Origin of the sequence: Mariniphaga sp., assembly GCF_041687215.1 — a bacterium.
In the GTDB taxonomy this organism is placed as follows: Bacteria; Bacteroidota; Bacteroidia; order Bacteroidales; family Prolixibacteraceae; genus Mariniphaga.
The window spans coordinates 20230-42416 of record NZ_JAWLCI010000009.1 but is presented as its reverse complement, the minus strand read 5'-3'; the positions used below and the strand labels follow the sequence as shown (position 1 = coordinate 42416).

Genomic DNA, 22187 nt, shown 5'->3' with positions numbered 1-22187 from the left:
CGAAAGGAGGCAAGTCATGGCAATGATGATTACTGAGGAATGTATCTCTTGTGGTGCATGTGTAAGTGAATGTCCGAATAACGCCATTTCGGAAGGCGATTTTTATTATGTAATTAATCCGGATAAGTGCACCGAGTGTGTCGGTTTTTTTGATGAGCCGCAATGTGTTGAGGTATGTCCGGTAGATGCCATTGTTCTCGATCCGGACCATAGCGAGAGTCACGATGAATTGCTCGCAAAAAAGAGACAGCTCCACGGCGAGTGATTCGATTAAAGTTGTTGGTAATGATTCCGTTAAAATAGCGCGGAATCGGTTAAAAATTGAATAAATGGATGAATTGGCTTTGGATACCATTCGAAAGAATGTGACCGGAATTCTGCAAAATTTGCCTCCGGAGGTGTTGCTTGTTGCTGCGGCAAAAACAAGATTACCGGAAGAAGTAAAAGCCGCCATAAAAGCAGGTATTCAAATTGTTGGCTACAATTATGTACAGGAAGCCGAATTTCTGAGACAAACCATCGATGAACCGGTAAAATGGCACATGATTGGGCACCTACAGCGCAACAAGGTAAAAAAAGCTGTACAGCTTTTCGATGTGATTGAAACCATTGATTCAGTCAGGCTTGCCAGAGAGGTAAATAAAGAGTGCGCCAAACTGAAAAAAGTTATGCCGGTGCTCATTGAAATCAACAGCGGGAAAGAATCGAACAAAACCGGTGTACTGCCTGAAGATGCCATAGCACTGATCCAGCAAATAAAGGATTTAAGCAATTTGGAAATACTGGGCTTAATGACTATAGGGCCACGTTTTGGAAACCCGGAAGATGCCAGGCCTTATTTTAAAATCACTAAAACCCTGTTTGAACAAATCAAAAAGCTCAAAATTCCCCATGTTAAAATGCGTTACCTCTCGATGGGCATGAGCAACAGTTACCAAATTGCACTCAACGAAGGTGCAAATATAGTGAGGATCGGAACCCGGCTATTCGGCTCCCGAAATGCTTAAAGAACAGGCATTGTGCCGGGGAAAATCAGAGCTGAGACCAAAAAATATCCTGAAAAAAATGTGGGAGGTTTTATGAAGGAAGCGGTTTTATATCAGAAACTTGAAAAGGAAAATATTCAATGTAACCTTTGTGCCCACCGGTGTGTGATTCACCCCGGGAAATCAGGGATTTGCAAGGTCAGGGAAAATGTTGACGGTAAACTTTATACAAACGTATATGGCCGTGCCATTGCGCAGCATATCGATCCGGTTGAAAAAAAACCATTATACCATTTTTACCCCGGCACCAAAGCTTATTCTTTCGCCACCCCCGGATGTAACTTTCACTGCAAGTTCTGTCAGAATTGGGAAATATCCCAGGTTTCCAATGAAAGGATTTTGGAAATGGGGCAAAAAATAACACCGGAGCAAATCGTTTCGAATGCCAAATACTCCGGTTGCACAAGCATTGCCCATACTTACACCGAACCTGCAATTTTTTTTGAATACAGCTTTGATGTAGCCGTCATGGCGCATAAAGAAGGACTTAAAAACATTTATGTTTCAAACGGATATATGACTTATGAAATGCTGGAGATGATAGGCCCGTATCTCGATGCTGCCAATATCGATCTTAAAGCATTTCGGGATGAAACGTACCGGAGGATTATTGGCGGAAGTTTGCAGCCGGTGCTGGATAACCTGAAAAAAATAAAGGAAATGGGAGTCTGGCTCGAGGTTACCAGTTTAATTATTCCGGGAATTAATGATGATCCGGAAGAAATTCGCGATATGGCCAATTTTATGGCAGAAGAACTGGGAACAGATGTTCCCTGGCATATCAGCAGGTTCTTCCCCGCCTGGAAAATGGAAGAAGTGCCTGCCACACATTTAAATACTTTACAGTTGGCAGAGGCAACCGGATTTGAGGCAGGACTCAAGTACGTTTATATTGGAAATGTTGCATCAAACAGAGATGCAACAAGATGTCCTGCATGCGGAAAAGTATTGATTAACCGCATGGAATTTGGAATATTGAAAAATAAAATTCAAAACGGCCGTTGTCCAAATTGCGGAGCACAAATATCCGGAGTAGGATTAGGATAAAAATTTTTAAAATTAAGATGATGATGAAAAAATTAAGAACCAATATTCCCTGGTTTGAAGAATTGTTACCTGAAGGAATCCTCATTCCCTCATCGACTTTAATCAGCGGCCCGGGAGGCACCGGTAAACCGTTGGTTGAGTTTGCTTTTGTTGATGCGTGGTTAAAAGCCGGCGGTTCGTTAATCGGGGTACCCTTGCAATATCCCTCCGGTGAACTGGTGCGAATAGCCATACAAAAACTCTACGGAATGCATCTGGAGAATTACCAGGGAAAAATCGCATACATTCAGTTTGAACCGTTTACCAACCGAAGTGTAATTGTCAATGAAAATACGGTAAGAGCAAATGTTATAAATCCGGATATATGGGACGAAGCCATTGAAAAAGCTGAAAGTTTGGTCGATAAAAACGATTTGGGAACGATGGTTTTCGGCTCGGCATTAAACCTGCTGCTATTTTCCAAAACATTTAAAAGGAGCATTCTGGAAAAATTGAAATCCATCCTTCAATATGACAAGAGCCGGACTTATGTTTTTGCAGTCAGCACCAGTGCGATGGCCAATGAAATTAAAACACTGGAAGAAGTGGCAGACAACCTGATGTTTACGCGAATGGAAAAACCCATGAAACTTTTTTTAAAAGTTGAGCGGATGAAAGGCGTTGAATTCTCAAATGAAGAAATTGAAGTTCCTATTTCGGCTGAATTGCTTAAAGAAATCAATGAAATTGCAGAGGCTACCCGCAAGACAAGGATTCCTGAGATTAGAAAAATTTAAAAAAAAGAGGTAACCCGTTTTGCTACAATACGATTCCGGTGAGGATAAATAATAACTCTTCCATTATCTCTGTAGCTTTTCCCTGGATGAAAATATCTGTAATTGTGGTTGAATAGTTTGAAGGAGCAGTGTTGATTTCAATTATTTGGGATTTGTTCTTTTTGGCTTCAATCGGAATTAGCGATGATGGCATTACTTCACCGGAAGTCCCGATGAGTAAAAATACCCGGGCATTCCTGACTTCGGCTAAGGAATCAGTGTTAGCAGGCTCCTGAAGGGGTTCGCCAAAAAACACAAAATCAGGTTTTAGAACAGCACCGCAAACCGAACACACTGGTGGTAATTTGGCTAGATCGATTGCTGAAACCGGATATTTTTTCAAACACTTTTCACAAACCAAATACCTGCAGCTTCCGTGAAGTTCATATACTAGTCTGCTTCCGGCTTCCTGGTGAAGGTTGTCGATGTTCTGCGTAATGACGGAATGTAATAATCCTGTTTTTTCCATTGCCGCCAAAGAAAAATGGGCCGCATTGGGTTTTACTTTTCCATAGTAATCGCAAAATATTTCTTTTATTAGCGGCCATGATTTTTCCGGGTGTTTGTGAAAATAATTAATGTCCAGGAACCCGGGATCGTATTTCGTCCATAAGCCATTTTCCCTGCGAAAAGGCGGAATGCCGCTTTCCACCGATATGCCGGAACCTGTAAATACAACTGTATGTGCAGAATATTTTATCAGTTCCGCTGCCTGTATCATTATGTCTGAAATTCCGTTCACACGAATTGTTTTACCAGCGAATTTGTTTTAGCTCGGACAGCCGTATTTTTTTCGAATGTTGTACCCGGGGAAATTCACCTGGTAAATTTTCTCAGATAATAGGAATGTCCGCTGTATTGAACTTTTTCCACCAGGTTTTCCTGCAAAAGTATAGCAAGTGAATTTTTATTGCCGTCTGTTTTATCCAGTAACTCCAAAACTGCATCTTCGCGCATGGGATGTACCGCCGTGATGCTCAGCAAATCGTCCCTGAAATTTCCTGCAGAAGCAAAAACGTTGCCTTCGTAGCCCGTTAACAATTCCACATTTTTAATGTATTCCCTGAAAATATGGTAAGCTGCATTCACGGTGTTTTCATCCGGTGGTTCAACTTTTTTAAACGCCGGCGGGCGTGTTGGTATTGCAATGTAGGCTACTTCAGGTTCAAAACTTTCGATAATCCGGGCAGTGTTTTTTAATTCCTCAGGTGAAACGTTTACTCCTTTTACCAGCATGGTTTCTGTAACCATTTTCCCGGAGAAATAATTTCTGAAAACATGTATCCCTTCTTTTATTCTTTGAAGGTTGAGTTGCTTATGCGGGATATTTATTTTTTTCCAGATTTCGGGGGAAAAAGAATCGGCCTTAAAAGAAACAAAATCGGCTTTGAGCAGATCGTTTTGCACTTCGGGCTGATCGACTAGCGAAGCATTGGTAATAACTGCAACAGGAACACCCAACATTTTAAGCTTCTCTATTAAAATGCCCAGATTGATGTCCAGCGTTGGTTCCCCGTCGGGAACGATAGTGATGTAATCAGGGTAATCCTTTTCATTTTGAATGTGGTTCAGCAACTCTTTTGCTTCATCAACTAGATCGTCGGGCTTATAAAATTCCTGCCGGTTAATTTGCATTTTAATTGCTTTTCCCACCTGACAATAAATGCAGGAATAGGTACATATTTTATAGGGAATATTATTCACCCCCAGGCTTTTCCCCAACCTGCGTGAAGGTACCGGTCCAAAAACTCGTCGTTCCATACTATTTTAAATTTTCAGGCTACCATTATTTCTTTATGTAGGTAAACATCCTGAATGAGATTTAATAATTTGATGCCCTCTTCCATTGGCCGCTGAAAGGCTTTTCTTCCCGAAATAAGGCCTGTACCACCGGCGCGTTTGTTGATGACAGCCGTGCGTACAGCCAGTGAAAAGTCGTCGGCACCCGATGAAGCACCACCTGAATTGATTAACCCGATTTTTCCCATGTAGCAGTTGGCCACCTGGTAGCGGCAAAGGTCAACCGGATGTTCCGACGTCAGCTTTTTATACATATCGGGGTGGGTTTTGCCAAACTTAAGGGCGGTAAAACCTCCGTTGGTTTCGGGCAACTTTTGTTTAATCAGGTCGGCTTTGATGGTAACACCCAAGTGGTTGGCCTGCCCGGTGAGGTCGGCTGCAGTATGATAATCCTGTTCTTTGGTTTTAAAATTGTTGTTGCGTGTATAACACCATAAAACCGTTGCCATTCCCAGTTCGTGCGCCCGCTCGAAAGCTTCTGCCACTTCAACAATTTGCCGGTTCGATTCCTGCGATCCAAAATAGATGGTGGCTCCCACGGCTGTCGCGCCAAGATTCCACGCTTCTTCCACGCTTCCAAACATCACCTGATCGTATTTATTGGGGTAGGTGAGCAGTTCGTTGTGATTTATTTTTACAATAAAAGGAATTTTGTGCGCATATTTCCGGGCATGCAACGAGAGGCCGCCAAACGTTGTTACCACCCCGTTGCATCCGCCTTCAATGGCCAGTTTGATAATATTTTCCGGATCAAAATAATCAGGATTGGGTGCGAACGAACTGCCTGCCGTATGCTCAATTCCCTGATCGACGGGCAGAATAGACAAATAACCTGTGTCCGAAAGCCGTCCGTGGTGATAAAGGGAAGACAAACTTTTTAATACCTGCACATTCCGGTCTGAAATACCGAAAACTTCATCCAGTGTTGCAGGGCCTGGAACGGTTAATCTCTCTTTGGGAATACACGTAGCTTTGTAATTCAAAAGGTCTTCTGATTCACGGCCCAGATATTTTTCAATCATTGCCATGCTATTTATTGTATTTTCCATCTTTTAAAAATTTAGAATTTCGTTATTAATTCCATAATCAGGTATAATTACAACCTGTGCACAAAATCGTCGGGAATAGCCGGAATGAAGCTGTTAACCGTAAACACAGGTATTTTACAGCTATGTACAAGTTCCGATACAAAGTTGCCAATGCGTGTATTTTTAAGGTTCGATTCCTGATGTGTACGTATAATAACCATATCCGGGTTTTCTTCCTGAATAAAGTTGAGAATTACCTCATGTTTTTTTTGTCCGGGAGTATGAAGTATTTGCACTTCACATTCAATACCCCGTTTCGAAAGTATGGATTTTATTTTTTCTGAATTTTTGTAAACCAGGCTTCTTTTAATATCGAGATTTAACGTCAGCGCAGAAACGATGATGATTCTTGCTTGGTATTTTTTAGCAAAATATGTAGCCCACAACAATTTCTTTTTTGTTGATTGTGTAACATCAACAGGGATCACTATTTTTTTAATCTTTGTTATTGGATGATTTTTATGAATGGCCATAACCGGGCAATAAGAGTGGCCTATCAACTTGTCTAATTCACCTATATTTAAAGCGGATTTCGAATTACTTTTATCAACAACCAGAAATTCATAGCCTCCTTTTTTTGACTGCCTGATTAAAAGAGGAAGTCGTTTGCCCGATTTTACCCGGAATGAGAAATGCTCCAGCGCTTTAGCCGGGATGGTACTTTTGGTGAATTCCCGAAGTTTTTCAGGAGTAATTTTTTCTTTTAATTGTTTCTTGGTAAAAAAAAATTTCAAAAGCGGTGGTTTTTCGTTAATGCTGCAAATAAATACCCGCATTCCCAATGTTTGCTGAAAAAATAGTGAATGCTGTAATAGAAGTTTTCCTTCATAATCGGGTGAAAGATAAACCACAATATTGTTTGATCTGTAATACATTTACCTTTTAAAGATTCTTGTTTCTTTATTCATATACGATAGTTTGTGTATTATTGTTTACTAATGTTCATTAAAAATTTATGAATTGACACAGAATTCATTTATTAGAATTTGATTTACAAATAATTACAAACAGGCTATTAAATAAAAGAGAGAAAATTGATGTAATTTAAAAAAATAATGCCCGATGAACCTAAGAGGAATAGATTCTCGTATAGTGAGAATATGTTTGTTATATTCAAGAGTAATAAAAACGAATACCATAAAACAAAACGTCCAAATTAGTTTGTGATGCTAAATGCTAAATTATTACCTTTTTTCTGGTTAGAATATTCACTTGAATGATAGTCAATTGCAGGTATTCAGAAAAAGATTCATAGACAATGAAAAAGGCTATCTTAAAGAAAATAGCAAAAGCTGAAAAAATTCTTCAGGAAGAAAAGGATGAATTATTGCGGATGGTTACTACCGACGGGCAATATGATTTCGGCAGCCCACGGGATTTTTTGCCTTTAGCTGAGGAGGATTCAAAATATCGAATTCGTAAGTTGGGCCTTCCAAAATTCCTTTTAAAATACTACCTGAACAAACTGTGTGACATTTACGGTCCCTACTCAGAAGATCAACCCGGCAAAAGAAAAAAATATTACAACAACGATTTGTACCTTGAAGGTTAAATTACTGAAAATGACTAACCTTATTTTCTCATTTTTACTAAGCAGGTGTAATTAATGAAAATTTAAATGAACCAGCTGTTGGGCATGGCTTAAAGTTACAAATGGGAAACAAATTTCTTGTGTGAAAAAAAGGCAGGTGACGCGCCTGCCTTTTAATTATCCCGGAAATGTGTCCTTTAATTTTCCGTAATGGTGTAAAGAACCTGTACGGAAAAAGTTTCTGCCATCACCATATCAATTTGATTTTCTTTTACTCCAAGACTGTATGTTAACCTGTGCCCTTTGCCTTCGCCATTTTCAGTGAAACAACTTCCAATATTTTCAACCACAATGGATGGTCCTTTCTTTAACGGTATTTTTTCTTGTTTTGCTTTACCCGTTTGGCCCCCTCCTGAATTTGCAGGTCCAACTTCCAGAAACAGTTCCATTCCATTTGGCAGATTTTCCTCCAGTTCTGCTTTAATCTTTCGCGTTTTTCCCTGACCGTTTCCGTTTTCTTGTTTTTCAACTAAAGAGGTGTAATTTAACCACAGGCTGTTGTTGGTTGCTGTGCCAAAATCAATTTTCTCTCCAGCTTCCAAACCTGATATATCAGGAGTTAGATTTATGGACGGTTCATTTCCCTCCGGTCCTTCTATTCCAATTAAAGCAACATCGGGAACAGTTATCCCAACAAAATGGCTAACTTCTTTTCCGTTATTACTCTCCTGCGAATATCCTTTAAATACCGGGGAGCAAAAAATAATGAGTGAAATAATAAAAATTAACTTTTTCATGATTGCTTTTGTAAAAAATTGGTTTGTAAAAAATCTTCAAGCGTTTCTGTGCCCATTACATTCCAACAGTAGTGCCAAACCACATAATCAATTGATATTTAAATCATTTTGCTTAAAATTAAATTTCAGGGAAAAATCATTTTGAGGAAAACAAGTTTCATTTTGGGACTAATTCTTGTCCATCTTACAAAAAACCATGTATTAACAACTTATTAACAAAAAACAGATTAAACCAACAAAAGAGCTTTTTGTCTTAATATAGTGAGAGAAATTAAACCATTTTTAGAAAAGAAAAAACAATGAAGCAAATAATGATGCAAAAAATTCTTATTTTAAATACACTTCTAATATTTCTGACAGTTATTCCTGCTGCAGGAAATTCACCGGAAGACGATTCAAAGGCAGCGAGAATTACAGGAATTGTTCTCGATGAGGCCAGCGGAACTTTCATGGAGTTTGCCAATATTGCTGTTTACAGCCAGGCCGATTCGTCATTGGTTTCCGGTGGAATTACCAATGAAAAAGGCTATTTCGAAATAGCAGGAATTGATTATGGAGAATATTATCTCGAAGCAAATTTTATTGGATTTGGAAAGGCGAAAGTTGAAGATATTGCCATCACCAGAGAAGAACCGGTTCTTGATGTAGGAAGAATTGAGCTGCGCCCATCATCGGTTGAATTGGAGGGAGTGGAAGTTGTTGCTGACAAAGCGCAGGTTGAGTTTAAACTCGATAAAAAAGTGGTAAACGTATCGCAGGTAATTAGCGCAGTTGGCGGAACCGCTGTTGATGTTCTGGAAAATACGCCTTCGGTTCAGGTTGATATTGAGGGAAATGTTTCTGTTCGGGGGTCTTCAAACTTTACCGTATTAATTGACGGCCGTCCAAGTGTACTCAGCGGCAGCGATGCCTTGCGGCAAATTCCCGCTTCGGCACTGGAAAATATCGAAATAATAACAAATCCTTCAGCTAAATATGAGCCCGATGGAATGGCCGGAATTATTAATCTGGTTACCAAAAAGAATTCGATGAACGGCTTGAGCGGTATTGTAAATGCATCGGTGGGAACCGGCGACAAATACCGGGGCGATTTTACACTGAATTACCGGACTGAAAAATTCAACTTTTTGCTTGGAGCCGACTGGCGCGATGAAACAAATTATGGAAATATGAGTTCCTCGCGCGAAACCTTTTCAAACGACACGACTACTTTTTTACTGATGGATGGTTCCCGCAATTTTAATCGCGGTGGAAACAACCTAAAAGCAGGAATTGAGTGGTTTGCATCTGATAAAACCACGTTTGGCCTTTCCGGAGAAACAGGAAAATCGAAAAACAGGGGATTTGGAAATGGTGAAACAAGGAGATATACTGAGCCTGAAAGTGAAAATATTTTTTCTGTTACTGAGGAGAATTCGGAAAGAACCAGCAATTTTTACAGTTTCAATTTCAATTTTCAACATAATTTTAATAACGAAGGGCATAAGATTGAGGGAATGGCCTTTTATTCGGGTGAAGAAAGCGATGATTTAGAGGAGGAAAGCGAAATACTTGCGAATTCACAATATCAAAAAACCGACCAGTTTATTGAACGGGTTTCAGCGCTTGAAACTGAAGAAGAAACAGAATTCAGGCTGAAGGTGGATTACACCAATCCGTTTAGTGAAACAGGCCGGCTGGAAGCTGGTTTACTGAGCCGAATAGACGCTGAAGTTGAGGGGCTCGATTTTAAGGTTTTTGATGAGGAAACCGGAAACTGGATTGTTAATGAGGATTATTCCAATGTAACTGATTTCAGGCGTGATATTCATGCAGTTTACACCACTTACAGCAACGCTTTTGGCGATTTTCAGTACATGGGCGGACTGCGTGGTGAACTTACCCTACGTGAGATTAAAAACACCAATGCCGCATCTACTGAACTCAACCGGTTCGATCTGTTTCCCACTGTTCACACTTCCTATAAATTAAATGAAAATAACGAGTTGATGGCAAGTTACAGCCGGCGTATTAACAGGCCATCGGGAAGAGACCTCGATCCGAATCCCAATTATTACAACCGTTATACCATCAGAATCGGGAATCCGAATTTGGAACCGGAATATACCAATTCTTATGAACTGGGCGCCATGCGGCGTTTTGGTGAAGGACGTTCGTATGTTTCGCTCGATGCATTTCACCGGGTTACAAACAACAAAATTGAAGGGTATCAAACCCTGGAGGATGATATTTTTTATTTAAGATCAGACAATTTTTCCAGAGATTATTCCACCGGATTGGAGTTTACCGGGAATATTAACTTTACGGAATGGCTGTTGGTAAATGCAAGTGTGTCAATGTATAATTACCGGTTAACCGGAGATTTATTAGGGGAAAGTATTGACAGGGAAAGCACCAACTGGAGCGGACGGATGAATACGACCCTGAAATTTGCAGAAAATTCGAGAATGCAGTTCAACGGATTTTTCCGCGGACCATCAGTTTCTGCGCAGGGTGAATCAAAAGCAATGTTTTTTTCGAATATTTCATACCGCCATGAGTTTTTTGATAAAAAGTTGTCGGCTACGTTAAGCGTTCGCGACCCGCTGGGAACAGCAAAATTTGAACGGGAATCCTATGGCGAAGATTTTAACAGTTGGTTTCAGTGGAAGCGTGAGCCGCGTGTGGTCATGTTAACTCTTAGTTACCGCATCAATAACTTCAAATCAGACGGAAGAGGAGATAATGGTGGTGGTGGAATGGATATGGGTGGAGGTGAATTCTAACCCAACCTGCTTTTTTTCTGTTTTTCCAGATAACGGCCTGCAATTTCAACTTCTTTATACCACTCTTCCCCATATTTTCGGGTCAGTGGTTCTTTTAGAAACTGGTAAAGTTTAACTTTTTGTGATTGACCACATTCACGGCCCGGTTTGCAGATTTTAAGTTCTTCATAATTGACTGCATCAAACCGCTTGTATTCGGTAATTCTGATGGGAAACAAATGGCAGGAAACCGGTTTTCGGAAACTGGTTTTTCCTTCAAAATAAGCTTTTTCGATGCTGCATTTCAAAATGCCTTTTTCATCAAGAAAAGAATAGGCACACTGGCGTTTGTTTACCAAAGGAGTTACCAGGTCGCCATCATCATCTATCATGGAAAAACCCTGTTTCTGAATTTCCTTCCGATGGTTTTCGGGCAGGTATTTCTCAAAAACAGGGTAATCGTTTTCAATAATTTTCGCCTCATCAGAAGTGAGCGGTGCACCGGAATCACCTTCAACACAGCAGGCTCCCTTGCATTTCAGTAAATCGCAAACAAAATGCTCTTCAAATATTGCCCGGCTGAGTATGGTGCGACCGATTTCAATCATGAAATCAAATTTCTGCCAGTCATTTCTTTGGGAACTTCTAACCCCATTACATTCAGAAGTGTAGGAGCAACATCAGCCAGAATTCCATTATCAAGCTTCATTTTGGTTTTATTGTTGCTCACAAAAATACACGGTACCGGATTTAAAGAATGGGCTGTATTTTCCGAGCCGTCTTCATTCACCGCATTATCGGCATTTCCATGGTCGGCAATAATCATCACATCGTAACCGCCTTCCAGCGCTGCCTCCACCACTTCTTTGGCACATTGGTCAACTGCCATAATAGCTTTGTATATGGCTTCATAAACACCAGTGTGGCCTACCATATCGCCATTGGCAAAGTTCAGGCAAACAAAGTGAGCAGCCTGGTTTTTCAGTTTTGGAACGATGGCATCTTTCACTTTTGGCGCCGACATTTCGGGCTGAAGATCATAAGTGGGAACTCTTGGCGACTGAATCATGATGCGCTCTTCCCCTTCAAAAGGTTCTTCTCGCCCACCGCTGAAAAAGAAAGTTACGTGAGCATACTTTTCAGTTTCGGCAATGCGTATTTGTTTCAATCCGGCTTTTGAAACCACATCGCCCATGGTATTGGTAACATTTTCCTTATCGAAAATTACGTTAATACCTTTAAAATCCGATTTGTAGTTGGTCATGGTGTACCACTGTAAATCCATGGTGTGCATTCCGTATTCCGGCAGGTCTTGCTGAGTAAATGCAATGGTTGTTTGGCGCAACCTGTCAGTGCGGAAGTTGAAACAGATAACCACGTCGCCCTCTTCGATTTTAGCTAAGGGTTCACCGTTTGCATCCACCATTACAATGGGTTTCATGAACTCGTCGGTAACACCATTGTCGTAAGATTTTTGCACCGCCTCCAGAATATCGGTTGCTTTTTCGCCTTTTCCCTGAGTGTATAAATCGTAAGCCAGTTTCAGGCGGTCGTAATTTTTATCGCGATCCATTCCGAAATAGCGTCCAATTAAGGAAGCAAATTTGGCTTTGGTAGGTTTCAGGGCTTCCAAATCATCTTTGATAAAACCATAGCCGGAACGTGGGTCAGTATCTCGTCCGTCAGTTAACCCGTGAATAAAAATATCTTCCAAGCCCATGTCCGTTGCAACCTGGCAAAGCGCCACCATGTGTGCGCTCAATGCGTGCACGCCACCAGGGCCAATGAGACCAATCAGGTGAACCTTTTTATTATTTTCTTTGGCGTAGGTGTATGCTTTAACAATTTGCGGATTATTCCACAACGATTTGTCTTTAATGGCGCGGGTAATTTTCACCATGTCCTGGTAAAGTACGCGCCCGGCGCCAATATTCAGGTGGCCTACTTCAGAGTTTCCCATTTGCCCGTCGGGCAAGCCAACATGTTCACCGGAGGCAAGCAATTGAGAGTGCGGATATTTTTCAATTAACGAATCCATAAACGGAGTGGGAGCCTGAGAAACGATATCGCGTTTCGAACCGTCGCCAATTCCCCATCCATCGAGGATCATCAGTAATGTTTTTTGAACTTCAGCCATTGTATTTATTTAAATTCCCTAATAGAATTTTGCTCTTTGATCTTCAACCTCAGCCTTCTCTCTGTGAGCATTATAAGCCTGTGATGAAGCTCTGAAAGTCAGATTTTGCGCAAGACGTGCTTTTTCGTTTTCAATATTCTGATCTTCTCCTTCATTTACGGTAGTGACTTTTACAATAAAAACACCGTTATTGCCTGCAACAGGCTGAGAAATTTGGTCAGGAGAAAGGCTTGTTGCTGTACCAATTACTTTAGGTTCCATGCCAATGCCGGGAATTTGAATGGAGGTAAAATTAACATTGGCAGCATTTCTCACCGTAGTGCCAAGTTCCGATGCAACTGCCTCCAAATCGGTTTTTCCACTCATAGCAGTTTTGGCCTTTTCAACTAAAAACTCACCTTTCTTTTGTTTAAGAACGGCCAATTCAACACGATCTTTTACACTTTCGAAACTGGCAACTCCTTCTTCAGTTGCTGAAACCAGGGTTGCAATAACAAAATTATCGCCAAAATCGAAAATGGTTGAACCTTGCAGGTCTTGTATAATTGTACCGACTTTCGAGTCGTAAGCAGCCCGAATCAAAGGCCTTGAATTTTCGAGTGCGCCAACTTGTCGATCAGTTTCCCTGAGTGAAGCACTTCTTTTATTCAGGTTTTGCTCGGCTACAGCAGCGTCAAAGTCTTCCTTTGTCAGGTTTTTGCCTGCAAACTCACTGGCTTTTGCGTAAACACTCTGGTAGGTTTGTGTACTTGGCGTAACATTTCTAACCAGGTATGCCACCTGTACCTGACGTGTTTCCGGTCCGCGGGCAGTAGTTTGTATAATATGAATTCCGAATTGTGAATTAACAATAGTAACTTCGTTCACTTTGTTACTAAATGCTGCGTCTTCAAATGGTTTAACCATCATACCACGGCCAAACCACCCCAGGTCTCCGCCCTGAATGGCAGACCCCTGATCCGATGAAAATTCCATAGCCAGGGTTGCAAAATTACTTCCGTTTTCGATAGCAGTTTTTAAACTATCGGCTAATGCCTGCTGGCTAATCATTTCCTCTTGTGTGTTCACCTGAAGCAAAATGTGCCTTGCTTCTACCGAATCGGGCATCATTTCTGAGGCATGCAATTTTGCCAGTTTATAGGCATCATCTTCGAAATAGGGTCCGAAAATGGCATTTATTTCTGCATCGGTTTCAAAAATCCAGGTGGCAATATCTTCCGGAAGATCTTCTTTTTTGTACCATGTATCATCAAAGCCAACATCAGAATTGGAATTTACAAATGATACATTATTCGATGCCGAGGCAAAATCAGAAACAATGCTATTTATCCACTCTTCTGTTGCAGCAAAATCTTCACTTGAAGGTTCAACCGGAAAAGTAATGTATTCAACCTGACGTAACTTTTCCTGATTGTAATTATTCTGGTTTTGATTGTAATAATCTCTCAACTCTTTGTCGGTTACAACAACCTGAGTGTCGGCTACTGAGTTGTGATTAAGCATGATATAATCAAAACTAACTTGTTTGTTACGGCCTTCCAAACTGTTTTCAGCTTCAAGAGAAGTTACATACAGACCTTTCCCAACCAAATTATTGTATTTGCTTTGAATGCGTTCGTCCACAATTTGGTCTTCGAGGTAGAGCCAGTACTGACGTTGTTCAGGTGCTACTCCGGTTTCCAGATTCCGAAGGAATTGAACCACTGCACCGCGGTCAACCTGTCCTGTTTCAGGATTCCGAAAAAGTTGCTGAACAATTGGGTGAAGATTTGTTCCCTGCAGCATATCGAAAAGTTCGTCTGAACTAACCTTAATTCCAAGGTTTTCGTAAACATCAGTCATCACAATATTGCGAATCATTGTTTGCCAGGTTTGTTCGCGCACCTGCACCCATGTATCTTCATCTAACTGGTTTTGCTGGGTATTCATACGGTAAATATCACCCAGTTTTTCAACTTCCTGCTGAAATTGCGGATATTGAATGGATTCTCCATTAATTTCACCTACTTCCATGCGATTGCCCTGAAGAAGTGAACTACCTCCCTGAAACATGTCGCCAAGAATAAATGCCGCAAGTGAAATTCCAATTACAATTGCGACCAATAATCCTGCTTTTGTCCTAATCGTTTGTAACGTTGCCATTGATTTACAGTTATTTTAATGCAAATTTTACTTGTTTTTTTTCGAGCTACGAAGATAGTAATTTTCAAAAGAAACCATGAGAAATTATTTATTTTTGGGGAGGGAGTTTGTTCTCATAAGCATTCTTCTAAAAATCAATATTTTGTATGTTATTTTTGTGGATTTTAAAACGAATAATTTATATCGGAATGTTTGTTTTTAAATCAGGCGAAATGCATAAAAGGAATCATTACTGCTAATTTTCAAATTCGAGTTCCCGTCGGTTGACATTTTGTTGTACATTATTTTCCGGCGTTGGCGGCAAAGAATCGGTTGCGGATGGTTCAACATTGATATAAATTGTTCCTTTGGGATTTTTAATTCGCCAGTTTTGTAATGACTGGTCAGACTGAAATCCAATTCCGGTAATAATCTGGTCTTCGCGGATTATTCGAACAAATTCCTCAGTATGTATTCTTTCTTCTTTTTCCTCCCAAATAAGGTGTTCGGTTTTTAGTGTGTCGCCCTGGGCATTGGTAGCCACTACATTATTTTTTGCCTCCCACTTTTCATCTCTTTCAAATTGTTTGGCATAGTCGGCAGTAATGCTGGAAATTATATTTTGGTGTTCGTCGAATTTAACCAATTCAATTCCTTCCGGAAATTCAACGTAAGGTTTTCCTTCGCCTTCGAATCGCAGGAGTTTGGGAGCTTTAAGTGAAAATCTCACTTCTCCGCTGTCGGTAAACATGGTTGCGTAATTAGTAGCTTCTACTGTGGGAAGGTTTTCGGGTGAGCTGAATGCTTTGATTTGTTCTATATTGTTTTCGCAGGCAAACAAAAGAAATGCAGCCCCTGTAAAAAGGGCTGCAATCCTTAAAAAATGTAATATTTTGATGGTATTAAAACCGAACTTTTGTAGTTTCATTAATCCAACCTCCTACTTTGTAGGTTTGCCCTTCCTGCAAACTACGGAAGAAAGCTTCTTCCTTGTTTGGGAAATACCTGCGGTAGCTATTTGCTTCTTTTGATGCGTCAACTGCGCAGTCGGGATTTGAGCGTGCACGTTCATAATAATCAACGGCCAGCCAGAATACGGTTGATTTTTCAAAATCATCAGAGCCATAAGAACGGCTTGCAGCGACGTAAATATTTCCAATTAACATTAATGCTTCGCAATAATCCGAATTAATTTCAAGTGCTCTTCTGGCATAGCTTCTGGCTTCCTGTAAAGCATTTTCTTTGGCATAAATAAAAAGTGCGTATTCGTAATAATATTTTGACAGCAATTCTTTGTCAGTTTCCTGCTCCATAGCCTGCTGATAATATTTTTTTGCCCTCTCGGAATCATCTCTTTTTAAATAGCGACGTGCCATGTTGAAAGCAGCTTCGGCAGATGGTTCAAGCTCATAAAGCCTTTCTGTGGCTTCAGAGAACAACGGTGATTCTTCACATTTGGCATTTCCCAAACGTCGCAGCATATTTTTTATGAAATCAACATCGCTGATATTTTCCTGATATTGTGGCGTGAATATGCTTATAAGCGCTTCACAGTCAGCAGCACCTGATGTACCAAAAATGTCTTCAATATATGCCTGAACATCGGTTACGTTTTTAATGGTCTCTTCATCAGTAGTTTTTTCACGTATTGAATTCAAAATTGAATTACAGGAATCGTAATTTTTCACTACTGTTTCCTTGGGCAAATCACCCAGTTTAAAAAGTGAGCGCGTGGTTTGCATCAACAAAACCAACACCGGAAGTTCAGTCTCATTTCCTCTTTCAGTAACTGATTCACTTAACCAGTCATACCCTTTTTTCATGGTTTCTTTTAAATCGCCGTTGTCCTGCTCCCTGTCGTTGTCGAGTTTATATTTTAACCAGTCGGCGGCTTTACGGCCCAGCACATATCCTTTTTCTCCGAAATGTCTGATTCTTTTATCGTAGAGCTTCATTAAATCGTCAATGTACTTACTTTTTTCTTCGGGAGTTGAAGCGTTTTCAATCAGCTTTTGATGCATGTTCGCACCATGGATGTAAAGGTTTAGTGTTGATTTCGGATATTTGTTGTAAACCATTCTCCAGTGTGGCAAGGCCGATTCTATATTGTCTTGTTTGTAGAATTCGTTATATAAAGACAATTCGTTCATAAAATCCCTGTCTTGCTCACGAATGAGTTCTTCTGCTGATTTAAGTACAACGTCCCCAGATTCTATTTCTGTTTCATCACCCGGAAGTTTGCCATCGAAAGCAAAGTCGAAAACATCACCCGGTTTATCTGAAATATCCAACCGTTCCGATTCGTTAATGAATGTAAACCTGATCCATTTGGTTTTATCACTGGCTTCCAGTTCATATTTTCCATCGAAACTGGTCATCATTGTGCCGCCACGGTGTGCTTCAACAGTAACTCCTGCGGCTGGTTTACCTTCGCGGTAAACAGTGCCTTTAATTACTCTCTGAGCCTGAATAGTTGTGACGGCTGCCAAAACCAGGGAGGCCATTAAGAGCGATATGCGAAAAACAGCTTTCATAGTTTTATATTTATTAATGTTTTTACTTTATTTTAATCAAATCTTCGTTGTATAAACCACAAGTCGTACAAGTTTACGCTGAGGTTTAATTTTGCATAATTTTCAAGAACTAAGTTGTTTTGTATTGTTCCTCTTCTTCCCAGCTCGGCCGAAATATTGATGGTAGAATTGGAACGATAAACCGGTAATCCTACTCCAAAACTTATGCCAAAATCGTTAATTTGCTGGTTATCAAACTCAAGGTATGTATTTTCATATTTCAATCCCGCCCGGTATGCAATGCGGTTGAGATAACTCCGAATGGAGAACTTGTCAGGAATCCATTCTGCTCCAAGGGCAAATTTATTTAAATCTGTTAAAACATCGCTACCTCCGCCCGGTAAATTTACATCTGACCAACCTTGTCGGTAATAATCTGCATTTATTTCCAGTGAATTATTTTTTACGTAAGAAATTCCAAATCCGTAAGTAAGCGGAAATTCAAGATTCCCTTTTTCTTCAGTCCTGAAAGGTTTTATGGTGTCCTGGTCGGCACGGGTTGTATTATTTACCTGTATTTGAATGTATTTGGTGTTCAAATCGGAATAAAACCGGGTAAAGGTGGGTTTGTTTTCAACTATTGCAGCCAGGGTAATTCGCTGCTCGTTTTTTAATGGGATAGTAGCTTGCGCCCCCAAGCTCAGGTTGAAATCGCGAATTCTTAAAGATTCATTCCGTTGATTGGTATAAAAATCGCCGGCATCTAAAAAATAGGTTTGTGCACTGCGGTTAAGCAAACCAAACATATAGTTCAGATTAGCGCCCACCGAAATATTTTTTACCGGGTCAACCGCCAGGCCCAGATATGCTTTCGACAGCGATCCTTCTCCGGCATACCTGTAAAGGATGTTTCCGGTATTTTCCACTTCATCGGTAACTTCCACGTTGTAGCCAACATCGGAGTAAGGGGTAAGCCCCAGCGAAGTTGCCATCCAGTTGGTAATCTGGAAATTCATGGCAAAATACCTGAAATTGAAATCGTTGGCATTCATGCTGGTAATGTCGTTGCTGTAATTGGCAAATTTACCACTCACACCAAACTCGAACATAAAACCAAGAGAATCAACAGATGTAAAAGATGCAGGGTTCGAGGTGTTAATTTGCTGGTTATTTCGGCTGGCCAGCGAGGCGCCGCCCATAGCGGCTGTTCGCCCAAAACTGTATGGCTGAAGGTCGCCTAAACCAAACCGTGAATACGGTGAACTGGTGTTGTTATTAAATTGTGCAAACAATAAAGCCGGCATCAAAAGCATTCCGGCCAGTAAAATTACGCTTCTAAGTCTCCCCATTATGTTCTAATATGCGGTTTAAACCGATGGCTATTAAATTGAAATGTACAAAGAAAGAATTTTTTAATTTCTTATCAAAAAAATTGGCATCGCCTCCGGTAATAATAACGTTTAAATTTTTATAAAATTCCTTAAATGTATCAATGGCTTTATCTACCTCAAAAACAACACCATGCTGAACTCCAGCCCGAATTGCTTCCTCAGTGGTTTTCCCAAAAAGTTTTCCAAAATCTTTTTTCTCAACCAATGGTAAACGACCGGTGAACTGATTTAGTGCTTTAAATCTCATGTCAAGGCCGGGTGAAATGTTACCGCCCATGTACTGCCCATTTTCGTTGACCAAATCGTAGGTAATTGCAGTTCCGGCGTCAATTACCAGCACATTTCTGTTTGGGTAAAGATGTAAAGCTCCCACTGCTGCTGCAATCCTGTCCTTTCCAAGTGTTTCTTTTGTTTGGTAGCAATTTTCAACCGGCAATAAAGTGCCCGCATCCAATTCAATAAAGCGTTTAAATTTTTGCTGAAGCTGTTTCTTTAATTCAGGCGAATAATCTTTTACCGTTGAAAGAATAACCTTTTCTAATGAAGGGTGTTCCTTTAACAGCACATCAATATGCGATGGCAAAAATTCATCTACCGGCACCGAAATCATCTCTTCGCCGTGGTTGAACACCGAAAATTTGGTACGTGTATTTCCTATGTCAATTATCAGGTTCATTTTAATCGATAATCCGCTGGGTAATATCGAGGGCTTTTACCGAATGAGTGAGTGCGCCAATGGAAATATAATTTACACCGGTGGCTGCCACTTTTCTGATTCGTTTCAATGTCATGTTACCCGAAGCTTCAATTTTTGCACGGCCTTTAATTAGGTCAACCGCCTCCCTCATCATTTTGGAACTCATATTATCGAGCATAATGATATCCACATCGGCATTCAAAGCTTCCTGAACCTGGTTCAGGTTTGAAGTTTCCACTTCAATTTTAATGCTTTTCGGGATTTTTGAACGGATTGCGTCCACAGCTTGTTTAATGCTGCCGGCAACCTGAATATGGTTGTCTTTTATCATCACCATATCGTACAATCCGAAACGGTGATTAGAAGCTCCACCCATTCGCACGGCATATTTATCGAGGTACCGGTAACCAGGTAACGTTTTTCGGGTGTCCAGAATTTCCACATTGTGACCTTCAATTTCTTTCATGCATTTATTGGCATAAGTTGCAATTCCCGAAAGGCGTTGTAAAAAGTTCAGGGCTTTGCGTTCGCCGGTGAGCAATGCGCGGTAGTTTCCTTTAAATTCCGCAATCACATCGCCCGGTTTTACTTTGCTGCCATCAGGAAGCATCACTTTCCATTCAATCTGTGGATCGAATTTTTTAAACACCATTTCAGCTACAGGAAGCCCGGCAATTACACCATCTTCCTTGGCAACCAGAATTGCGGTTTTACTGGTATCGGGCGGAACCAGATTGTTGGTAGTAATATCACCGTCGCCAATATCTTCGGCATAAGCCAAATCGAATAAAACCTCAGCCGATTTTAATATTTTTTCATCTATCATTTCTTCTCTCTCCTGACTGGTTCAAATTGAATTTCTTTGTTTTTCTGCTGTAATATGTGTAATTCAAAATTGGGGTTTTCCTTCGGGAAGTCAGTTCGTATGTGCCCTCCCCTGGATTCTTCTCGTGTTAATGCGGCATTCGCAATTAAACGGCTTATTGTTGAACTGCTTTTTATTTTCAGCAGGTTATAGTCATTCTGAATATTTTCGTAATCTTTTTCAATTGCTTCAAATTTACTTATGGCTTCTTCCAATCCCTGTTTATTCCTGACAATACCCAAATTTTTCATCATTTGAGATGCAATTTCATTCTGAATTTTTAGAAATGTATTTTCCGTGGCAGAGTTTGGAAATACCGGTAAAATCTCAGGCAGATTTTTTTGAGGCCAGGAAAGTTTAGCTGCAGTTTCACTGGCGCGTTTTCCAAACACCAGACACTCGAGCAAACTATTACTGGCCAGTCTGTTAGCACCCATCACACCTGTTGATGCAGCTTCGCCACAAACAAATAGGCCGTTAACGTTTGTTTCGCCATTCAAATTCGTGTGGATTCCACCAACCATGTAATGAGCAGCAGGAGAAACCGGCAGCAAATCTTTTGCAAGGTCTAAACCAAATTCTTGCAGTTGAAGGTGAATATTTTTAAATCGCGATCTAATTTTCCTGGCATCCAGATGCTCCAGCGAAAGGTAAACATAATCTTTCCCCGATTCCTGAATTTCCCTGAAAATATTAAAAGCAACCACATCGCGCGGGGCAAGTTCGGCAAGCGGATGAATGTCTTTCATAAACCTTTTACCCTTATGGTTGAGCAGCCAGGCGCCTTCTCCGCGAACTGCCTCGCTAATCAGGTATGCTTCCTTACCTGGAATATAAAGAGCCGATGGATGAAACTGGATGAATTCTATATCAGAAACCTTTGCTCCGGCTTCCCATGCAAGTGCAATGCCATCGCCGGTTGCAGTGTGCGGATTGGTTGACCGGGCAAAAATGCGGGAAAGTCCTCCGGTGGCAAGAATTACTGCTTTGGTTTTAAAAAGCAGATTTTTCCCGGTTTTAAAATCCAAAGCCTGCACTCCGGCAATGCATCCATTGTTTTTCAACAATTTTACTGCCGTAGTATATTCAAAAGGAGTGATATTTTTTTGTTGTTTAACTTGCTGAAGAGTAAAACAGGTTAGCATTTTTCCTGTTGCATCGCCTCCTGCGTGCAAAATCCGGCGCCTGCTGTGAGCGCCTTCAAGTCCGAGTACAAATTTGCCGTTTTTTTTGTCGAATTGCATTCCCAGATCAATCAATTCCAAAACACGCTCTTTTCCTTCGTTTACTAAAATACGCACGGCATCTTCATCGCAAAGTCCCCGTCCGGCTATCAGTGTGTCTTCCATGTGCAATTCCGGCGAATCGTCATCGGCTATGGCTGCAGCAATGCCACCCTGTGCATAATATGAATTGCTGGTATCGAGTTCCGATTTGGTAACCACAGCAACATTTCCAAATTTTGAAGAATAAAATGCCGCAGTTAGCCCGGCGAGGCCACTCCCAATGACAACCGTATCAAATTCAAATATTTGCATGGAATTGCTTTTCGTAAATGCGCGGCAAAGTTACTATTTCTTTCAAGTAAATGCGCG

Annotated in this window: 20 protein-coding genes; 6 read left to right on the top strand and 14 right to left on the bottom strand. The window is 40.7% G+C overall.

Annotated features, from left to right (window positions below; all coding sequences use genetic code 11):
• Positions 1 to 16 precede the first annotated feature (16 nt).
• The 4 genes from ACESMA_RS05490 to ACESMA_RS05475 all read left to right on the top strand — a co-directional run bounded on the left by ACESMA_RS05490 (position 17) and on the right by ACESMA_RS05475 (position 2869).
• A complete protein-coding gene (locus ACESMA_RS05490) occupies positions 17 to 265 on the top strand; it encodes a YfhL family 4Fe-4S dicluster ferredoxin (RefSeq protein WP_372947773.1) in 249 nt (82 codons plus the stop codon).
• 64 nt (positions 266 to 329) lie between these two features.
• On the top strand, positions 330 to 1007 hold the full coding sequence (locus ACESMA_RS05485) for a YggS family pyridoxal phosphate-dependent enzyme (RefSeq protein ID WP_372947772.1): 678 nt from the start codon (positions 330 to 332) through the stop codon (positions 1005 to 1007).
• A gap of 12 nt (positions 1008 to 1019) precedes the next feature.
• Positions 1020 to 2093, top strand: a complete 1074-nt coding sequence (gene amrS, locus ACESMA_RS05480) for an AmmeMemoRadiSam system radical SAM enzyme (protein ID WP_372947771.1) — start codon at positions 1020 to 1022, stop codon at positions 2091 to 2093.
• Positions 2094 to 2116: 23 nt separating this feature from the next.
• The gene (locus ACESMA_RS05475; protein WP_372947770.1) at positions 2117 to 2869 is read left to right on the top strand and encodes an ATPase domain-containing protein; all 753 of its coding nucleotides are present in this window, start codon (positions 2117 to 2119) and stop codon (positions 2867 to 2869) included.
• Between the two features lie 22 nt (positions 2870 to 2891).
• Here ACESMA_RS05475 and ACESMA_RS05470 read toward each other — a convergent pair whose 3' ends face one another.
• The 4 genes from ACESMA_RS05470 to ACESMA_RS05455 all read right to left on the bottom strand — a co-directional run bounded on the left by ACESMA_RS05470 (position 2892) and on the right by ACESMA_RS05455 (position 6671).
• A complete protein-coding gene (locus ACESMA_RS05470) occupies positions 2892 to 3650 on the bottom strand; it encodes a Sir2 family NAD-dependent protein deacetylase (protein WP_372947769.1) in 759 nt (252 codons plus the stop codon).
• A gap of 74 nt (positions 3651 to 3724) precedes the next feature.
• Complete coding sequence (locus ACESMA_RS05465; RefSeq protein ID WP_372947768.1) at positions 3725 to 4669, bottom strand: radical SAM protein; 945 nt, start codon at positions 4667 to 4669, stop codon at positions 3725 to 3727.
• Between the two features lie 14 nt (positions 4670 to 4683).
• Positions 4684 to 5757, bottom strand: a complete 1074-nt coding sequence (locus tag ACESMA_RS05460; protein ID WP_372947767.1) for a class I fructose-bisphosphate aldolase — start codon at positions 5755 to 5757, stop codon at positions 4684 to 4686.
• Between the two features lie 47 nt (positions 5758 to 5804).
• Positions 5805 to 6671, bottom strand: coding sequence for a universal stress protein (locus ACESMA_RS05455; RefSeq protein WP_372947766.1), 867 nt, complete (start codon positions 6669 to 6671; stop codon positions 5805 to 5807).
• Positions 6672 to 7054: 383 nt separating this feature from the next.
• On the opposite strand from ACESMA_RS05455, the gene ACESMA_RS05450 reads away from it, so the two are divergent.
• A complete protein-coding gene (locus ACESMA_RS05450; RefSeq protein WP_372947765.1) occupies positions 7055 to 7348 on the top strand; it encodes a hypothetical protein in 294 nt (97 codons plus the stop codon).
• 176 nt (positions 7349 to 7524) lie between these two features.
• On the opposite strand, the gene ACESMA_RS05445 is transcribed toward ACESMA_RS05450, so the two are convergent.
• A complete protein-coding gene (locus ACESMA_RS05445; RefSeq protein WP_372947764.1) occupies positions 7525 to 8124 on the bottom strand; it encodes a hypothetical protein in 600 nt (199 codons plus the stop codon).
• A gap of 299 nt (positions 8125 to 8423) precedes the next feature.
• Between ACESMA_RS05445 and ACESMA_RS05440 the strand changes: the two genes are divergently transcribed.
• Complete coding sequence (locus ACESMA_RS05440; RefSeq protein WP_372947763.1) at positions 8424 to 10889, top strand: TonB-dependent receptor domain-containing protein; 2466 nt, start codon at positions 8424 to 8426, stop codon at positions 10887 to 10889.
• Here ACESMA_RS05440 and ACESMA_RS05435 read toward each other — a convergent pair.
• The 9 genes from ACESMA_RS05435 to nadB all read right to left on the bottom strand — a co-directional run bounded on the left by ACESMA_RS05435 (position 10886) and on the right by nadB (position 22130).
• Positions 10886 to 11476 (bottom strand): DUF3109 family protein, encoded by a 591-nt coding sequence (locus ACESMA_RS05435; RefSeq protein ID WP_372947762.1) that lies wholly within the window; start codon positions 11474 to 11476, stop codon positions 10886 to 10888. The genes ACESMA_RS05440 and ACESMA_RS05435 overlap by 4 nt on opposite strands.
• Positions 11473 to 13005, bottom strand: coding sequence for a 2,3-bisphosphoglycerate-independent phosphoglycerate mutase (gpmI, locus tag ACESMA_RS05430; RefSeq protein ID WP_372947761.1), 1533 nt, complete (start codon positions 13003 to 13005; stop codon positions 11473 to 11475). Before gpmI ends, ACESMA_RS05435 begins: the two co-directional genes overlap by 4 nt.
• 18 nt (positions 13006 to 13023) lie before the next feature.
• Positions 13024 to 15147 (bottom strand): peptidylprolyl isomerase, encoded by a 2124-nt coding sequence (locus tag ACESMA_RS05425; protein WP_372947760.1) that lies wholly within the window; start codon positions 15145 to 15147, stop codon positions 13024 to 13026.
• Positions 15148 to 15382: 235 nt separating this feature from the next.
• Complete coding sequence (lptC, locus tag ACESMA_RS05420) at positions 15383 to 16054, bottom strand: LPS export ABC transporter periplasmic protein LptC (RefSeq protein ID WP_372947759.1); 672 nt, start codon at positions 16052 to 16054, stop codon at positions 15383 to 15385.
• Positions 16029 to 17660: a tetratricopeptide repeat protein gene (locus ACESMA_RS05415; RefSeq protein WP_372947758.1), complete on the bottom strand. Its 1632-nt coding sequence runs from the start codon at positions 17658 to 17660 to the stop codon at positions 16029 to 16031. Before ACESMA_RS05415 ends, lptC begins: the two co-directional genes overlap by 26 nt.
• A gap of 32 nt (positions 17661 to 17692) precedes the next feature.
• Complete coding sequence (locus tag ACESMA_RS05410) at positions 17693 to 18988, bottom strand: hypothetical protein (protein ID WP_372947757.1); 1296 nt, start codon at positions 18986 to 18988, stop codon at positions 17693 to 17695.
• Positions 18975 to 19706 (bottom strand): type III pantothenate kinase, encoded by a 732-nt coding sequence (locus ACESMA_RS05405; RefSeq protein WP_372947756.1) that lies wholly within the window; start codon positions 19704 to 19706, stop codon positions 18975 to 18977. The genes ACESMA_RS05410 and ACESMA_RS05405 overlap by 14 nt, the downstream gene beginning before the upstream one ends.
• Before the next feature lies 1 nt (position 19707).
• Positions 19708 to 20553 (bottom strand): carboxylating nicotinate-nucleotide diphosphorylase, encoded by an 846-nt coding sequence (gene nadC / locus ACESMA_RS05400; protein ID WP_372947755.1) that lies wholly within the window; start codon positions 20551 to 20553, stop codon positions 19708 to 19710.
• Positions 20550 to 22130, bottom strand: a complete 1581-nt coding sequence (gene nadB, locus ACESMA_RS05395) for an L-aspartate oxidase (protein WP_372947754.1) — start codon at positions 22128 to 22130, stop codon at positions 20550 to 20552. The genes nadC and nadB overlap by 4 nt, the downstream gene beginning before the upstream one ends.
• Between the last annotated feature and the right edge of the window lie 57 nt (positions 22131 to 22187).

Coding starts and splice junctions, on each gene's coding strand:
- ACESMA_RS05490 (WP_372947773.1), top strand. CDS start 17: ATGGCAATGATGATTACTGAGGAATGTATCTCTTGTGGTGCATGTGTA.
- ACESMA_RS05485 (WP_372947772.1), top strand. CDS start 330: ATGGATGAATTGGCTTTGGATACCATTCGAAAGAATGTGACCGGAATT.
- ACESMA_RS05425 (WP_372947760.1), bottom strand. CDS start 15,147: ATGGCAACGTTACAAACGATTAGGACAAAAGCAGGATTATTGGTCGCA.
- nadC (WP_372947755.1), bottom strand. CDS start 20,553: ATGATAGATGAAAAAATATTAAAATCGGCTGAGGTTTTATTCGATTTG.
- ACESMA_RS05445 (WP_372947764.1), bottom strand. CDS start 8,124: ATGAAAAAGTTAATTTTTATTATTTCACTCATTATTTTTTGCTCCCCG.
- ACESMA_RS05455 (WP_372947766.1), bottom strand. CDS start 6,671: ATGTATTACAGATCAAACAATATTGTGGTTTATCTTTCACCCGATTAT.
- ACESMA_RS05405 (WP_372947756.1), bottom strand. CDS start 19,706: ATGAACCTGATAATTGACATAGGAAATACACGTACCAAATTTTCGGTG.
- gpmI (WP_372947761.1), bottom strand. CDS start 13,005: ATGGCTGAAGTTCAAAAAACATTACTGATGATCCTCGATGGATGGGGA.
- ACESMA_RS05450 (WP_372947765.1), top strand. CDS start 7,055: ATGAAAAAGGCTATCTTAAAGAAAATAGCAAAAGCTGAAAAAATTCTT.
- ACESMA_RS05410 (WP_372947757.1), bottom strand. CDS start 18,988: ATGGGGAGACTTAGAAGCGTAATTTTACTGGCCGGAATGCTTTTGATG.
- ACESMA_RS05435 (WP_372947762.1), bottom strand. CDS start 11,476: ATGATTGAAATCGGTCGCACCATACTCAGCCGGGCAATATTTGAAGAG.
- ACESMA_RS05465 (WP_372947768.1), bottom strand. CDS start 4,669: ATGGAACGACGAGTTTTTGGACCGGTACCTTCACGCAGGTTGGGGAAA.
- ACESMA_RS05440 (WP_372947763.1), top strand. CDS start 8,424: ATGAAGCAAATAATGATGCAAAAAATTCTTATTTTAAATACACTTCTA.
- ACESMA_RS05475 (WP_372947770.1), top strand. CDS start 2,117: ATGAAAAAATTAAGAACCAATATTCCCTGGTTTGAAGAATTGTTACCT.
- ACESMA_RS05460 (WP_372947767.1), bottom strand. CDS start 5,757: ATGGAAAATACAATAAATAGCATGGCAATGATTGAAAAATATCTGGGC.
- nadB (WP_372947754.1), bottom strand. CDS start 22,130: ATGCAAATATTTGAATTTGATACGGTTGTCATTGGGAGTGGCCTCGCC.
- ACESMA_RS05415 (WP_372947758.1), bottom strand. CDS start 17,660: ATGAAAGCTGTTTTTCGCATATCGCTCTTAATGGCCTCCCTGGTTTTG.
- lptC (WP_372947759.1), bottom strand. CDS start 16,054: ATGAAACTACAAAAGTTCGGTTTTAATACCATCAAAATATTACATTTT.